Raw genomic sequence first — 14,584 nt, 5'->3', positions numbered from 1 at the left:
AAATATCCCCCTCTGTTTCAGATATCAATATTGACGATTTTTTGAATGGTCACCATACCCAGCACCTGCCCTAAAACAGCTACCCCAAGCATGACTTGACCGGTCGGGTGAGTAAACAGCAGATCAACATAGCCGGGATTAACCATTTTAAGAGCCACCAGTAAGGCTACCGGCAGCAGACTAACAATAATCCCTGACATCCGCCCCTGAGCTGTCAGCGTCTTAATTTCACCTTTAATACGTATCCGCTCGCGGATAGTACCGGCAATATTATCAAGCACTTCTGCCAAATTTCCACCTACTTGCCGCTGAATTAATATTACGGTAATAACTAAATCAAGGTCATCACTGTTCACCCTTCTCGCCATATTGGTCATTGCTTCTTCCGTAGGTACACCTAAATTCATTTCCTTCAGGGTCCGGCCGAACTCAACCGAAATTGGCGGCAGCATCTCACGGGCTATCATCTCAATAGCCTGCATAAAGCTGTAACCTGTCCGAAGTGCATTGGCAATCAGAATTAGCGCATCACCGAGCTGATCGTTAAAGGCTGTGGCCCGCCGTTTAATTTTTATTTTTAAAAACAGGAACGGCAGGCCATAGCCGCAAATACCACCAAATACCACCCCCGGCAAACCGCCTATCAACATAAACAACAGGGCGCTAGCTACGGCGGTTCCCAGGCAGATAACTAAAAATTCCTGACCCTTTAATGGCAAGCCAGCCTGAACAAGCCGATGTTCCATTCGCCTTGTCCAAGAACCGTCAGATGATGCAAGCTGCTGCCCCACCCCTCTGATGATTGCCCGCCAGCCGCTAAGCTGACATGTGGTGCCCGCCTTATCTTCAACCGTTTTTATCAGAGTAGCCGGCACAAGATATTGTTCCATTCGTTGGCCGATAGCCATCTTATTATGGCTCTGCCAACGAAAAAAAATCAGACAAATAACCAATAGGTTAAGAAACAGCACAAACCCGATTATAAGCAGCATGTCTCTATCCCCTCTCTAGCCAAATAGACGTTTAAAGCGCCCTACAACCCCTGTTGCAGGCTGTTCTTGCCTTTTCTTTTGCCAGTCACCGCCAGTAACCAATTGGGCTAATTCAAAGATGCTCTGCGCTACTGGTATTCCGGGATGACTAACAACAAAAGGGACACCTCTATTTACTGAAGAAACCACTACTTTGCCATCACTGGGAATTAACGCCGAAAACTTATAATGCAAACTGGCTTCCACTTCATCAATGCTAATATCAGCATTCGTATCGGCTCTGTTTAGCACCACCTTGACTTTATCTTGCCCATAGTTCAGGGACTCCATAATTTCTAAACACAACTTAACATTTTTTATTGTGGGTAAGTCCATCGCAGCCACTACTAAAACAATATCTGAGGCATCAAGCACAGCGAGCATACTATCAGAAAAAGTAGGGGCGGTATCAATTATCGTATATTTGAAATTGGAACGCATGGTCTTAAGAATAGGTGACAAGTGACTGCCTGTCACCGTTTCTCCCTGTTCGGGGCGTACCGGTGCCGGCAATAGCTTGACATTGTCGCTATAGTGCGTCAGATAGCCTGATAGCACATGATTATCCAGGTTGTCGATATCACGCACCAAATCAGCAATAGTTGCACAAGGTACAAGATTTAAAAATAATGCCACATCACCAAACTGCAAATCAGCATCAACGATCCCCACATTGGTTTCTGTTATTTCTGCCAGGGCTACCGCCAGGTTTGTCGCAATCGTTGTCTTGCCAATACCACCTTTGGTGCTAAATACTGTGATAATTTTACCCTGAACCTGTGGTTTTGGCTCAAATTTAAGTACGTTGCGGCGTTTTTTTTCATTGACAACCCCCTGCTTAATAGCCTGGAGAAGTTCATCGCCACTAAAGGGCTTAACCAGATAGTCTTTGGCACCAGCCACCATAGCCCGCCGCAGATATTCCTGTTCACCCTGCACACTCATAATTAGAATGCAGGCATTAGGCACCTCAGCGGCAATTTGCTCAGTAGCTGTTATGCCATCCATACCTGGCATATTAATATCCATGAGAATAACATCAGGCTGCATAATCTTTACCTTTTCCACAGCCTCAGCACCAGATTCAGCCTGACCAACAACCACCAGGTCAGGCTCAAACTCTAGCAGTTTGCAAATATTTTCCCTTGTAGCCGCAATATCGTCAGCAATAAAAATTGTTATTTTTTCACTCATCAAACTTACCCCCTAAATGGGTTTTCTTTAGCAAATGCTTGCATTTCCGAAGTTTGTGCCGGGATGTATTCGTCAGGATTCACAATCGTTGGCGTAATAAATATGATTACTTCCGTCTCCCCCCGGCTAAATGAGGTACTCTTAAAAAGATTACCAAGAATCGGAATATCACCCAAGAGCGGCAGCTTATACACATCTTTGGTAACCTCACTGGAAATCAGGCCACCAATAGCCATGGTTTGTCCGGAGGACATGGCAATGGCGGTTTCGGCCTTACGCAGTTTTATCGGCGGAATCTTCATACCTAAACCAAGTTCAATTTTATGTTCGTCCGTCCAGTCAAGCGTGCTCACTTCTGCTTTTATCTTACTTTGTATAAGTTTATCAGCATTTACCTCAGGCGCAATGTCAAGTTTAATACCGTACTCCTTCCACTCTATCGAAATCCGTCCATCATTGAGGCCAATAGGTACGGGGATTTGACCCCCGACCATAATATTGGCCTTATCACCACTCAAGGTGATCATATTAGGCTGAGATAATATCTTGGCCACGCCATTTTTGACAAGAGCGTCTAGCTGAGCATTGACAGGGCTGTAGGTACCTAAGTTACCAAAAGCCTTTGGTGCCAGGGAGTTTATGGAAGACTGTCCAAAGGAAAAGTTGCCTGATGTTCCTGCATCGTTCCCCGACCATTTAATTCCTAAGCTTTTCGCCGATTCCCGGTTAATCTCCACTACCCTGGCCTCAATTCGCACCTGCACCGGATGGGTTATTTCTAAGAGGTTGACTACCTTATCCGCATAGGCTGATGCCACTTTTTCAGCCCGGTTTTTCTGATATTGGTCATTGACTGTTCCCTCAAGAATAATTGTCTTATTCACTTTGCTTACAGTAATATCAGACAACCCCAAAATATTCTTAATGTCATTGGCAATAGTAATATCAGCTGCCCCGACTTCGACCAGATAACTATAACGACCCCCACCAGCCCAAATGTGAAGGGTTGTTAAACCCGGAGCCTTGCCAACAAGTAATACCTCTATCCCAGACACAACCACTACGTCGGCAATCTCAGGGTTGGCAACCGCTACCCGTTCAACGGCATTAAAGCGCAAGACCCGGGACTGGTTAACAGCTACCGGCATTTTCTCCTCGGCAGCTACCATCATGCCATTGGCCAAGATACTAGCAATTACAATAACAACAGCAACAAATAGCTTCAGCTTATTCATCAAAATTCCTGCCTTTCTGCCAGTCCTGCGTTCCCGGTACTTTAACAGCTAATGAATGGCTATAACCTCAGTTTTCGTTCCCCGAATCATTTGAATACCGCCGGCCTGCTTATCTGTTGACGGTGGAGCCGGCGCTTGTGCTGTCGGTTCCTGACGGGGAACTGATAAGTTATTATGTATACCGACAATGTCTTGGGGCGTAACCGGGCCGGTAATACTAACACCGGCATTTTGCATGAATGGCCTAAGCGTCAAGCGCACTTTGCCCTTATCTTCTGACAGAGTAAGTTTTGCTGCCTCGTCAGGCGTTACCGCCAACGTAACAGTAGCTGTTTTGATGACCTCTTTTTTATCCTTGGAAGTAGTATTGTTTGTCTCAACAGTTCCCCCCTCGATTTCGCGGTTAGCAGCTAATACCAGTACATTCTGCAGCATCATGTGGCTGACATTGTCACCAACCGTACTTTTTTCAAAAGTGACAACCACATCCACATAATCGCCTGCTTTAACAAATCCGGCCACACCAGTTACTTCATTAACACCGATAGTTATCGCTCGTTTATCCACGGGAATCAACCCGGTAAACCCAGCTGCCTTACCTTCACCAAGTAGCCGACGTGCTGTTATTTGCTCACCAGCTATAATCGGTTCCCTGGACAACATACCAATGACCTCTTTCGACTCTTGTACAATACCCGGCTGCAAGTAGGCTATAGGAACCTTAGTTACCTGTACCATCTCAGGAGTAATTCTGGTCTTAGCACCAATATCCATCTTAGCTACGACCACGGCTGCGGTATCGGCTGGGAGATTACCACTCGTTTTCTTCAGATAGCTATACACAAGCCCGGTTGTCAGCATACTTAAAACTACTGCAATCACTAAAAGTCCTTTATTAGAATACTTGAGCATATCATCCCTCCTGCCATGTACAATGCTGGAAAATTAAGTACTCATACAAGAGTTACCACCTGCAAATTAGTAATGCAAACTAGCTAGCGTGTTTACTCTGTACTTAAATTTTAAACCCAAATCAACGCAAAAACCAGCGAGGAGATTCTCCTATCTTTTTTTAGGACTTAGGTCAAGCAGCTCTTACCAGCCGGGACTTTTATCCCACTATAACCACTGCTTTTTGCGAAAGTAACGCACCATCAGCAAGCTTATACCCAGCATAATGGATACAATCATTGGATAACCATACTCCCACTCCAGTTCCGGCATATGCGTAAAGTTCATTCCATAAACTCCGGCAATAAAGGTAAGTGGAATAAAAATAGTTGAAATAATTGTCAGCATTTTCATAACCTCACTCATACGGTTGCTGACACTGGATAGGTAAATATCAAGCATACCTGATAGCATATCCCGGTAAATCTCCACTGTTTCGATGACCTGAATCACATGGTCATATATATCGCGCATATAAACAACCGTCGATTCCTTGATATGAGACGTCTCTCCCCGCTCCAGTACACTCACCAACTCTCTAACAGGCCATACCGATTTCCGCAAAAATAGCATGTCATGCTTAAGTTCATGCAGTTCCTGCAATAGTTCGGGACGTGGCTGGTTAGCAATCTGGTTTTCCAGCAACTCGATTTTCTCTCCCAAAAGTTCCAACACTAAAAAATAATGATCTACAATACTATCAAGTAAGGCATAAAACAGATAATCGGCTCCCAGCCGACAAATCTTACCCCGCCCGCCCCTGACACGCTCATAAACACTAGCTAATACATCCTTGTCGTCAAACAGGCTTTCCACAAAGGATATTACATAGTTTGGCCCCAGAATCAGGCTGACCTGTTCGGCCTCATAGTCATCTGTTTCAGCTTTTACTGTCAACGACTTAACAATTACACATAAATAATCTCCATAGTCCGCCACCTTAGGCCGCTGATTCGTGTGCAGTATATCTTCCAATACCAGCGGATGGATAGTAAACTGCTGGCCAATTCCCTCAACAGCTTTAGCAGTAAGCCCCTGCACCTGTATCCAGGTAACGCCCTGCATATCGGCTAACTTCTTCAAATCACCCAGCAAAGCATCCTTTGTTTCGGTAAAACCAATACCATCATAATTCGCCACACTAATATAAGCCTTATCAGCGCGCGTATCACCGACGTGCAGCAATGTACCTGGCGGCAAGCCAACCTTAGAGGACAAATTTCTTGTAAATTTCGGCATAATGCCCACCTCGCAAAAAAATATGTAAGGAAAGACGTTCTCCTTCCTTACATATTTTCCCTTCTTGCTACGATTTCAGCACTTGGAATTGTTTAGTTGTTTTTTTATAACCAAAATGATATAATTTATTTTAGTAAAAAATTAAATTATTACTGTTTAAAAGGCAGCTAAATAGCAAAGGAGCTTATAACCAATAGACTTAGGGGATTATTGGTTATAAGCTCCTTTTGTCCCGCGTCTAACTTACGGGGTATCTTTATTTTATTTTCCAAGGAGTGGTAGCATGTATTATTGGTCTTCCATTGGTTTAATTGTAATCTCAAATATTGTTTATAACATTTGTCAAAAAGAAATTAATCCTGATGTTAATCCGTTTGCCTCCTTATTTATTACTTACGTCATAGCAGGCACAGTAACTCTAGTAAGTATTCCATTTTACGGCGATGACTCTTTCGGGTTCGTCAAAGCCTTCAGTGGCATAAATTGGGCGACAATCGTACTCGCACTAGGGGTGCTCGGCATTGAAATAGGTTACCTCTTGGCCTTTCGCGCCGGGTGGGATATCAGCACCTGTTCTGTAATAGCTAATATTTTGTTAGCTCTAGCCTTAATACCAATAGGTATGGTTATTTATGGCGAACAAATAAATTGGCTGAAAATTTCCGGGTTTATTGTTTGTATTATTGGCTTAGTAATGATTAATAAGAATTAATACTTGCTATAAGTAGATTGAGCTACAGTTTCTTCTGCAAACAGACCAGTTTTGTCTCCAGCCAGCCTAACCGTTGATAAAAATCCAGCGCCCTGTTATTACGCCGGTCGGCCAGCAAATCAACGCGTTTCGCCCCCTGGCGGGCGGCCCACTGCTTAATTGCCATTAGCAGTTGTGTACCCACTCCCTGTCTCCGGCAGCTTTCAGCAACTACTACATCTTCAATTAGTGCTTTTATTCCGCCTTCCGCTGTAGACACAAGCAACTGCGCCGTGCACATGCCCACAACGTGCTGCCCACGTTCCGCCACCACCATACAGCCAGTATTTTCCGCCTGCAGTAAGAGCGTTAACCCTAAACGCTGCCTATCGCTATCAAACGCAAAGTCCGTCTCAATAGCGAATAGTAGTCTGAGTAATTCAAGCATGGCGTCAATATCGGCAGCTACTGCTTTTCTAATTAGTACCTCTGAAGTCATTATCATTTCATCTTCCTTTAGTTTAAAGACATCTCTACCTCAAAGCTCTTGTCCCAATTCATGTAAATCTCTTGTAAGGCTGGCAGCCCCTGGCCTGAAATAATAACTAATTCTGATACAGTCCGAGTTATATCTGTTGGCTTAATATCTATTTGACTACCAACCATATCAACTTGCATCCAGCCATCGTTTAGCAGGAAAAACCCTTTTATTCGCAGCGTCCAAGGCACTAAAGACTGTAAAAAACCCATAAATTTTTCTCTGTCAAAGCTGCCTGCAACACTGAGAATATGCGCAACAGGTCTGTTTGCAGGAGTATTACAACACTGCTCACTGCCGGCACCTGATACATTCTTTAATTTTCGCTGTAAAAAATCTAAACCACCCTCACAATGTTTAGTTTTCAAGAGTTCGGCCTCAGAATTAATACTACGTATTTTTTGCTCTACCTCTGACAAAACCTGGTTATCTATCAAGTCAACTTTGTTGAGCATAATAAAACTACTTGCGGCAATTTGTCTTTCAATCGGCAACAATACATCAACCTGATCTAAAAAATTTAGAGCATCCACCACGCAGATGGCTCCCTGATAGTCATACTTTTGCCCCTTTACTTTACCAATAATGGAATTGAGTATGTGCTCAATACTTGACGGATCAGCCATACCCGAGGCCTCCACAAATAAGTACTCAATTGGCAATTCTGAATAGGTAATTAACGCGTCAATAAAAGCCCCTTTCAAACAACTGCAAAACACAGAACCGTTATTAATCTCCAAAATATCAACCCCGTTTTGTTGGAGCAAAACACCATCAACACTGATTTTGCCAAATTCGTTCATTAAAATGCCAATTTTATTATTGACAAGACTGGCAATAATTTGTTTTAAAAAAGTGGTCTTGCCTGCCCCTAAAAAGCCAGTGAGTAAATAAAGTTTTATCGGTTTCCTGTTCATAACTGCGCCTCCTAATTATATTGCGGTTTTAACACAGTGGCCTAGAGCAAGCTCTAGGCCACTGTAGAAACTATCCAATAATTAGCCAATCCGTTTTTCAATGGCTTCAATTAATTCATTATCTGATGGAATAATATTATCAAACACTACTTCATTATTAATCAGCATTGCAGGCAAATTCTTAACTCCCAAGGTAGCCATGCGTTTGATACCGGCCCGGGTTTTCACAAGCGATTCGCGCCAAGTCAGCCGGCCTTCATAACGAGGCAATACCTTCTTCACCGATTCGCACATGTACTGGCATGGCGGACAGCCTTCCGAATCCAGGGTTACAATCTCAATAAACACCTGGCCGGGCTTTATTTCAACATCTTCAAACACGGCTTCGTCTTCTTCATGGAACTGTTGCTCCGATTCCAGCAATTCCAATGAAGATGGTTTGCCATTTATAAAGTTGGAGATAGCCACCAAGTTGTTTATCGGCGTATCAAACGGAATGTCACAACCCGGGGAGAGAATATAGCCCACGCCCTGGCCAAGCTCTATTTCTTTGCGAGCCTCCTCTACATTTTCCAGTGGCGAACCAAACATCATTACAGTCGTTAAGGGTAGATTACCGCCATACGATACTTTATATTTAGTGGCAATCTCTTTCGCATAGGCCAAACTGACGTTTTCGTCAAAAGCAATGCCATCAGTCTCGGTTTGGCACATAAGTTCAATATTCTTGGTAGCATTACCACAGCAGAAGCTTGTTACCTTAAGGCCCAGCGATTTTACATAGCGGTTTAATTCGATCGTAGAAGACTTGACGAAACGGTCGAATTGCTTGGGCGCAATCTGCGAAGTCATGGGATCAACAACGGCAATGATATCAACGCCGGTTGCAGCATACATCCGAGACAGGTCTTTACATACAGTAGTACAAAACTGCATTACCTCATCGACCTTTTCATGCCGCTTGATCATATCGGAAAAAAGGTCGGTTCCCTTTAAATGCAGCGCCAGGGTAAATGGTCCACAAATAAGTGCATAAAGTGCAACCTTATCACCAAGTTCAGCTACCAGGCGGCGCGAGGCCTCTAACGCAATCGGATAACGGCCATCTTGCTCGGTAGGTAATGTTAGTTCCGACAATTCCTTATGTTCCAACACATGAACATCTACGGCTGGCGGATTATCTTTTGACCATTTCAGTTTACACCCTAAGGCTTCAGCCTCCATTTGCACATCAAATACAATTGGCAACCCATCTGGCTGGTACAATTCATATGCCTTCATGATACCTTTTACAATGTTATCAGCATCCTTTAAATAGGTTTCGGCATCAACGCCTATCAAATTGGCGGTCTGGACACCAGCATAGGGAACCCACGGCGTTCTATCAACAGGTTCAAAACTCAGGGTTTTTAATACTCGCTCTTTGCCATTCATTATTTCATCCTCCAAAAATTAATATTTATCCTATAACATCATGACCTTTGTTTATAGATTAGAGCCCCATTTTTGCGTCATCATGGTGCTTGTGTACTTTTCAATCTTCCAAGTCGGAATCTTGCATTTTTTGCAGGCACAGACACACCATTTATTGCGCAGCCACCTGGCCGCCCTGCTGGTACGCGAATTCCAAACAATAAATTTTTCGTCACAATGGGTAATGATTTCCGCAATCTCCCCGGTAATCTTAATGGATTTAATGCCATGGAGCATACCTGTTCGCGACGGCCATAGCTTGATCTTCTCAATAAGCTTGAAAAATTCGACATTCTTCCGATAGTATTTTTTCTTTTTATTGGCCGTTTCCGGTGAATTATTTTTAACAAGCATAACCCCACTCTTGGCCATAGCTACTCCCTCCTTTTAGCATTACTCTGTTAACGCCGTAAACAGCATAGTCGCTACTCCGATCTCTAAAACATCGTGAACTAAATGTTCAGCCAGCAGCTCGCGGCACTTTGGGTTTAACCCCAGCGGTATCCCCGGCGCGGCAACACGGGTAGCACCAGTAATGTATTGTTGAATAATAGTATCCTCAGCCGGTGAAGCCTCAAGCACTAAATTGCACTCAGCTAATGCCGTGTCCAGTTTGGGAGCTACATGAATACCTGGTATAAGTTCCCTTAGTTGGCTTATCTTTTCAGAATCCGGATCATGTACTACTACTTGAGCCCCCTGCTGTGCCAGATAGAATGCCGCCCCGCTACCCACCGGACCTGCACCAATAACCAGCACCTTGTTACCTTGCACACTACCGGCCATCAAGGCCAGTGCCGCCGCGTATCCCCGCCCGGTGGCCTCACCATTGTCGCTGACCTTACCACTGGCTATATTGAGCGCAACAAATTTATCATCATCTGCCAGAAAAATAATTTTAGCCCCACGACTTATGGCTTCGCCCAAACCACTAATATTGGGTGATTCGGTAACAAAAGCAAAAAATCCCAAAAATTCAATAATATCCTGGAGTGTTTCAGAAAATCCATTGATTATGCCCTGCCCATAGGCAATCGGAACAATCCCTACGGAAATACCCTGTCGCACAGCGGCAAAATCCTCAGGAACTTTTCCCAAAGCATGGGCAGCAATACCTGCCAACCCCTTCCCCGTACGCTGGAATAACTGCAAATCATAATTCTCTAAACGCTGACCAACATAATAAATATCTTCTTCCCGCAGCCTTGTCAAAACCTCACCTCCTGTGGTTACTCCTTATACAGCCTTGTTGATACGCAGCACTTGCCTGACAGGTACCGGCGGTTCCTCGTCATGATACCGGTTCACCCGGGTATGGTTCATAATAGTAGTTATGACCTGGCAACGCTGCGCCCAGGCCTGCTGCCGGTTCTCAGCCGTAATAATCAAGGTCGCCACCCATTCCTGTTTATCAGGACTATAGTTAGATAATGCCTCTGTAGCGCCAAAAAAGTTTTGGTATAATGTTAGCTGACCAGCTGAAGCCATAATATGTTCACCACAGACTTCCAGCCGCTCCGGGGTTACCTTGATATGTTCGTAGATCACGCCTTGGGCTACGCTTGCCAAATTCTTTTGGTTATTCGGATTGAACCCATTCCACAACACTTCCAATACGTTTATCCCCGTCGAATTGTACACTGCTGTCAGCGTCTGGCTAGGCAGTCTGGCGTCAATTTCCAGCACTTTAAACAGCCCGTCGTGGTAGATGGCTTCCACATCCATAATTCCGTTTAGTTGTAACTGTCCGGCAAGGGTTAATGCTATCTCACAAAACTCCTGCTCCTTAACAGCAGACAGTACGGTTGGTGCCAGAACCCGCTTGCAATCATACACTTCGTCCATGGCTAACTCGGTGACTTGAAATGTGTGATACTCTCCGTTACAGCCGGAAACCTCAATGGAGTAAGAAGGCCCCTCCAAAAACTCCTGCACCACCCAGCCTGCAAAACCACCTAACTGTTGCCGCAGTGCTTCCAGCTCCTGACGATTCCTAATCAAATACACATCCTCACTGCCGCTGGCACCTGACGGCTTTACCGTAACTGGAAACTCGCATAAGGGCCAGGGCTTGGGTGCAGGCACGTTCAATTTGGCAAATAATTTGTCAGATGCAAGCTTGGATGCAGAAAGCGCATAGGCCTGCTGATCATAAACCACCTTTACGCCCACCTGTCTGGCACACTGGTAAATGTTATCAAGTACAACCTTGTCTTCCAGAGCTGGTACAACAAATTGTACTGTTGACAACAAATTCATTAATTTACTATTATCCATAAGATCAAAGCAATAAAAATCATCACATAATTTAGTTGCCGGCGCTACCGGATTTTTATCAACAAGCGCTACCTGCCAACCAGCCTTCCGGGCAAGATAGCAGGCCTCGACTCCCTGCAGTTTTCCTCCTAATACAGCTACTCGCATACCATGCCCTCCTTAAGCCCATATCCCAGCCGCCGGTTAAGCCACTGCGCATATTCTTGCTGTGTGGCTGGTTCTAAACCACATTCCCGTAAAATAGGTGTCACTCCCCTGACAGTCCGGTAGCCTTCCGAAATATCCAGTGTACTCTGCGATACCCCGGCTAAACCGGCATCCGGCGGGATGATTGAAGTAATTACATTAGCGCCAGCCTCCAGACGCTGCTTCAATCCCTGAATACCTTCTACATCCAGCGATGCCGGTATTAACCGGTCGGGAAACAACAAACGCATAACCGCAATAACATTGAGTTCATATATCGAATTCACTGCAGTTGTTTTATACAATGGCGTTCCCGGCTGCGGTACAAAACTCATTGTACGAACCTGATCAGCACCAAGCTTGTTCATTTCCCGCAAAGAATGAGCTGCGTCCTGAGCGTTGTCGCCAACACCAACAAGCAGTCCCTCTTCAACCAACATACCAAGCGTTTTGGCAAAGACTTTGATGCCCCACCGTTCCTCGTATTCTTGATTAAGCCGCAATCTACCGTACAACTCACGGTTATGGGTCTCCTGATAGCAGGCATACCACTCAGCTCCAGCCTGCTGCAGCCGGCGCAACACTTCGCGGGGAACGACACCAGGTGAAATCATAATCGGCAGCTTGGTCGCCTGCTTGACCATTTTTACTACTTCAATCAACTGTTGATGCCCAGCCTGATTGTTTGACAAATACTGCGGATCTTCACCCATTGTCAAATCAATCAAATGGACTCCCGACTGCACCAATGCACCGGCAATATCCACAATTTCACGGGATGTTTTGCGATAACGCTGACAGTGACTGTTTGATTTGCGATAATAACAAAAAGTACAGTCATTGCGACAATAAGTTGAAAAATAAACAAAACCGTAAAGGAACACTTTGTTGTCAAAAATAATCTGACGACGTTGTCTGGCGGCCCGGTACAGCTGTTCCCTGTCTGCAGGTTGGGTAAGCTGCAATAAAAACAGCATGTCTTGCGTTGTAATTGCGCTGTGCTGAACAGCTTTATCAAGAATAGTATCTAGTTGTTTCATAGCAATGCATCCTCCCTAGCCGGCAACCAAAGCACCGCCTTCAAATATTTAGTCGCACCCCATCCAGGTAGGACAGGCTTTTCCCCATACTGCGCACATTTTGACCGCCCTCTTTAACCATAGCTAAACGCTCTAAACCAAAACCAAGCCCAACCCAGGTACTGGCGATACCCCATTTGCCGTCAAGAAAATGCGGCCCCATAGCACCCGAAGCTAATTCAATATCGTTATGCATAACATCCAACGTATCGCCATATACCACCGAAGACGTTTGCTCTAGCTGGTAATTAGCAATACCGGCTGCCTGCATTACAAGATTTGCCAGTTCAGCCAGTCGTTGATGCCGGGTTTCCTCCGGCAGGCCCCATTCGACTAAATTGAGCATCGTAAATTCATTCAAATGGTTATTTCCCTGTGACTCTTTACGAAAACAGGAGCCTATCTCGAAAATGCGCACAGGCTTTTCCCATAAGCGCATTAAGTCTTTAGAAATATAGTACAGATTAGGAGCAAGCATCGGGCGCAGACATTTTTTATCATCAAGCCAAAACACTTGAGAAAACAATTCATGCCCTTCATCAATAGTCATTTTAGCAAGCAGACTTTTGGCAAGAATAATGGGTGTAGTCACCTGCACAAACCCGTTATCATTTAGCGCTGTAACCAGCTTGGCCTCCATCAGACTAAGTGCTGGTCGTTTTTTTTCGGTGCGAAGTTGCTCCAGGCGGAGCTTAGCAACACTAATTAAGATAGACTCTAGTTTCTTAAAGCTTGCATTTCTATCTTTTACTGTGGCAAACGACATTTGCCGTTGAGCCTCGGTTGCATTCAATTCCGTTAAGCGTTTTCTTTGAATATCTGTCCAAGTTACCATTACCTTCTGCACCTCCACTTACAACCAACCTACTTTAGTTCAATCTGCCACACTACCGGATTTTTCTGAACAACAGGCGTACTTTTCATACAATTATGTCCTACCAGCCTGACATCCTTATGCTCGGCTACTATATGGCATAAGCTGCCACCATAGGTATGTGCCTCCGGCACTGGCACCGGCTTAGCTGTGCAAAAACCGGCACGTTCCAAACTAAGCGAACTTATACCGCATAGGTGAACCAGCGCCCCAGCCAATCTGTTTTCTAATTTTTTGAGAATATTATAAGAGCTTTTACCACTTAATTCCCTGTACAGCTTGGGACCTACCAACTCTAATGCCCCAGTGGGGTCTGCGTAAGATATAATTGTTGCACCTTGGGCTACACTGGCTTCTATATATTTGACAATACTTTTTTCCAGAACATGTAAGGTTCGGACCAACAACTCGCGGTGTAGGCAAATCCCCTTAAACAGCTCCATCGAGTCTATAAGCAGCCCAAGTATGGTAAATGGGCCTTCTACATTAACGGCAATTACATTACCTCTATCTCGCAAAATGGCAATACAGCTTAGCACCTCATTGATTCTGCCGCAAGTCAAGTCAATCTCATCCAATTCAGCTAATTGCTCCATTGAGGTAAAGCGATAACCCCTTATGGTTGGCCCGGTATTATCCTCTGGTATAACTACTTTAGCACCAAGGGCTTCTGCCTCTACCGTAACACAAAAAGGAATCCTGCAAATCGAGTCACTGTCTACTATACGCTTGCCTTCTGCAACCAATGCCATCGCCTGACGCTCGGTATGTGCCTGATAATAGCCAATACCAGCCGAACGCAGTATTGTGTCAGGCAGCACCTCAGCAGTATCCCACTTACATTGAAATTGAATTGGCTTACTCATGGATTACTGCCTCCTCCAAGACTTTGTCAGTTA

15 protein-coding genes are annotated in these 14,584 nt (G+C 44.7%); 1 reads left to right on the top strand and 14 read right to left on the bottom strand.

Annotated features, from left to right (window positions below):
* Positions 1-17 precede the first annotated feature (17 nt).
* From AC1ECB_RS24830 to corA, 5 genes are all read right to left on the bottom strand, one after another.
* Positions 18-992, bottom strand: coding sequence for a type II secretion system F family protein (locus AC1ECB_RS24830; protein WP_485666297.1), 975 nt, complete (start codon positions 990-992; stop codon positions 18-20).
* Between the two features lie 15 nt (positions 993-1,007).
* Positions 1,008-2,225: a CpaE/TadZ family protein gene (locus tag AC1ECB_RS24825; RefSeq protein WP_485666296.1), complete on the bottom strand. Its 1,218-nt coding sequence runs from the start codon at positions 2,223-2,225 to the stop codon at positions 1,008-1,010.
* Between the two features lie 5 nt (positions 2,226-2,230).
* Positions 2,231-3,460 carry a type II and III secretion system protein family protein gene (locus AC1ECB_RS24820; protein WP_485666295.1) on the bottom strand — a complete coding sequence of 410 codons (1,230 nt, stop codon included), beginning with the start codon at positions 3,458-3,460 and terminating at the stop codon, positions 2,231-2,233.
* A 48-nt stretch (positions 3,461-3,508) separates the two neighbouring features.
* Positions 3,509-4,372, bottom strand: a complete 864-nt coding sequence (gene cpaB, locus AC1ECB_RS24815; RefSeq protein WP_485666294.1) for a Flp pilus assembly protein CpaB — start codon at positions 4,370-4,372, stop codon at positions 3,509-3,511.
* Between the two features lie 207 nt (positions 4,373-4,579).
* On the bottom strand, positions 4,580-5,650 hold the full coding sequence (corA, locus tag AC1ECB_RS24810; RefSeq protein WP_485666293.1) for a magnesium/cobalt transporter CorA: 1,071 nt from the start codon (positions 5,648-5,650) through the stop codon (positions 4,580-4,582).
* Positions 5,651-5,933: 283 nt separating this feature from the next.
* Here corA and AC1ECB_RS24805 point away from each other — a divergent pair, with 283 nt between their 5' ends.
* Entirely contained in the window at positions 5,934-6,362 is a 429-nt protein-coding gene (locus AC1ECB_RS24805; RefSeq protein WP_485666292.1) for an EamA family transporter, read from the top strand.
* Between the two features lie 22 nt (positions 6,363-6,384).
* On the opposite strand, the gene AC1ECB_RS24800 is transcribed toward AC1ECB_RS24805, so the two are convergent.
* The 9 genes from AC1ECB_RS24800 to AC1ECB_RS24760 all read right to left on the bottom strand — a co-directional run bounded on the left by AC1ECB_RS24800 (position 6,385) and on the right by AC1ECB_RS24760 (position 14,551).
* Positions 6,385-6,846 carry a GNAT family N-acetyltransferase gene (locus AC1ECB_RS24800; RefSeq protein WP_485666291.1) on the bottom strand — a complete coding sequence of 154 codons (462 nt, stop codon included), beginning with the start codon at positions 6,844-6,846 and terminating at the stop codon, positions 6,385-6,387.
* A gap of 11 nt (positions 6,847-6,857) precedes the next feature.
* Complete coding sequence (locus AC1ECB_RS24795) at positions 6,858-7,796, bottom strand: CobW family GTP-binding protein (protein WP_485666290.1); 939 nt, start codon at positions 7,794-7,796, stop codon at positions 6,858-6,860.
* Positions 7,797-7,877: 81 nt separating this feature from the next.
* Positions 7,878-9,230 (bottom strand): uroporphyrinogen decarboxylase family protein, encoded by a 1,353-nt coding sequence (locus AC1ECB_RS24790; protein WP_485666289.1) that lies wholly within the window; start codon positions 9,228-9,230, stop codon positions 7,878-7,880.
* 51 nt (positions 9,231-9,281) lie between these two features.
* Positions 9,282-9,641: a pyrrolysine--tRNA(Pyl) ligase small subunit gene (gene pylSn, locus AC1ECB_RS24785; protein ID WP_021168472.1), complete on the bottom strand. Its 360-nt coding sequence runs from the start codon at positions 9,639-9,641 to the stop codon at positions 9,282-9,284.
* 21 nt (positions 9,642-9,662) lie between these two features.
* A complete protein-coding gene (pylD, locus tag AC1ECB_RS24780) occupies positions 9,663-10,481 on the bottom strand; it encodes a 3-methylornithyl-N6-L-lysine dehydrogenase PylD (RefSeq protein WP_485666288.1) in 819 nt (272 codons plus the stop codon).
* A gap of 24 nt (positions 10,482-10,505) precedes the next feature.
* Positions 10,506-11,693 carry a 3-methylornithine--L-lysine ligase PylC gene (pylC, locus tag AC1ECB_RS24775; protein WP_485666287.1) on the bottom strand — a complete coding sequence of 396 codons (1,188 nt, stop codon included), beginning with the start codon at positions 11,691-11,693 and terminating at the stop codon, positions 10,506-10,508.
* A complete protein-coding gene (pylB, locus tag AC1ECB_RS24770) occupies positions 11,684-12,772 on the bottom strand; it encodes a methylornithine synthase PylB (protein WP_485666286.1) in 1,089 nt (362 codons plus the stop codon). The genes pylC and pylB overlap by 10 nt, the downstream gene beginning before the upstream one ends.
* 40 nt (positions 12,773-12,812) lie before the next feature.
* Positions 12,813-13,646, bottom strand: coding sequence for a pyrrolysine--tRNA(Pyl) ligase large subunit (gene pylSc, locus AC1ECB_RS24765; protein ID WP_485666285.1), 834 nt, complete (start codon positions 13,644-13,646; stop codon positions 12,813-12,815).
* 29 nt (positions 13,647-13,675) lie between these two features.
* On the bottom strand, positions 13,676-14,551 hold the full coding sequence (locus AC1ECB_RS24760; RefSeq protein WP_485666284.1) for a uroporphyrinogen decarboxylase family protein: 876 nt from the start codon (positions 14,549-14,551) through the stop codon (positions 13,676-13,678).
* Positions 14,552-14,584: the final 33 nt, after the last annotated feature.

Source organism: Sporomusa sp. 246TCP1 (assembly GCF_057319775.1).
The sequence above is the reverse complement of the archived record's forward strand: the minus strand, read 5'-3'. Positions and strand labels throughout refer to the sequence as shown.

Coding starts and splice junctions, on each gene's coding strand:
- AC1ECB_RS24830 (WP_485666297.1), bottom strand. CDS start 992: ATGCTGCTTATAATCGGGTTTGTGCTGTTTCTTAACCTATTGGTTATT.
- AC1ECB_RS24825 (WP_485666296.1), bottom strand. CDS start 2,225: ATGAGTGAAAAAATAACAATTTTTATTGCTGACGATATTGCGGCTACA.
- AC1ECB_RS24820 (WP_485666295.1), bottom strand. CDS start 3,460: ATGAATAAGCTGAAGCTATTTGTTGCTGTTGTTATTGTAATTGCTAGT.
- cpaB (WP_485666294.1), bottom strand. CDS start 4,372: ATGCTCAAGTATTCTAATAAAGGACTTTTAGTGATTGCAGTAGTTTTA.
- corA (WP_485666293.1), bottom strand. CDS start 5,650: ATGCCGAAATTTACAAGAAATTTGTCCTCTAAGGTTGGCTTGCCGCCA.
- AC1ECB_RS24805 (WP_485666292.1), top strand. CDS start 5,934: ATGTATTATTGGTCTTCCATTGGTTTAATTGTAATCTCAAATATTGTT.
- AC1ECB_RS24800 (WP_485666291.1), bottom strand. CDS start 6,846: ATGATAATGACTTCAGAGGTACTAATTAGAAAAGCAGTAGCTGCCGAT.
- AC1ECB_RS24795 (WP_485666290.1), bottom strand. CDS start 7,796: ATGAACAGGAAACCGATAAAACTTTATTTACTCACTGGCTTTTTAGGG.
- AC1ECB_RS24790 (WP_485666289.1), bottom strand. CDS start 9,230: ATGAATGGCAAAGAGCGAGTATTAAAAACCCTGAGTTTTGAACCTGTT.
- pylSn (WP_021168472.1), bottom strand. CDS start 9,641: ATGGCCAAGAGTGGGGTTATGCTTGTTAAAAATAATTCACCGGAAACG.
- pylC (WP_485666287.1), bottom strand. CDS start 11,693: ATGCGAGTAGCTGTATTAGGAGGAAAACTGCAGGGAGTCGAGGCCTGC.
- pylB (WP_485666286.1), bottom strand. CDS start 12,772: ATGAAACAACTAGATACTATTCTTGATAAAGCTGTTCAGCACAGCGCA.
- pylSc (WP_485666285.1), bottom strand. CDS start 13,646: ATGGTAACTTGGACAGATATTCAAAGAAAACGCTTAACGGAATTGAAT.
- AC1ECB_RS24760 (WP_485666284.1), bottom strand. CDS start 14,551: ATGAGTAAGCCAATTCAATTTCAATGTAAGTGGGATACTGCTGAGGTG.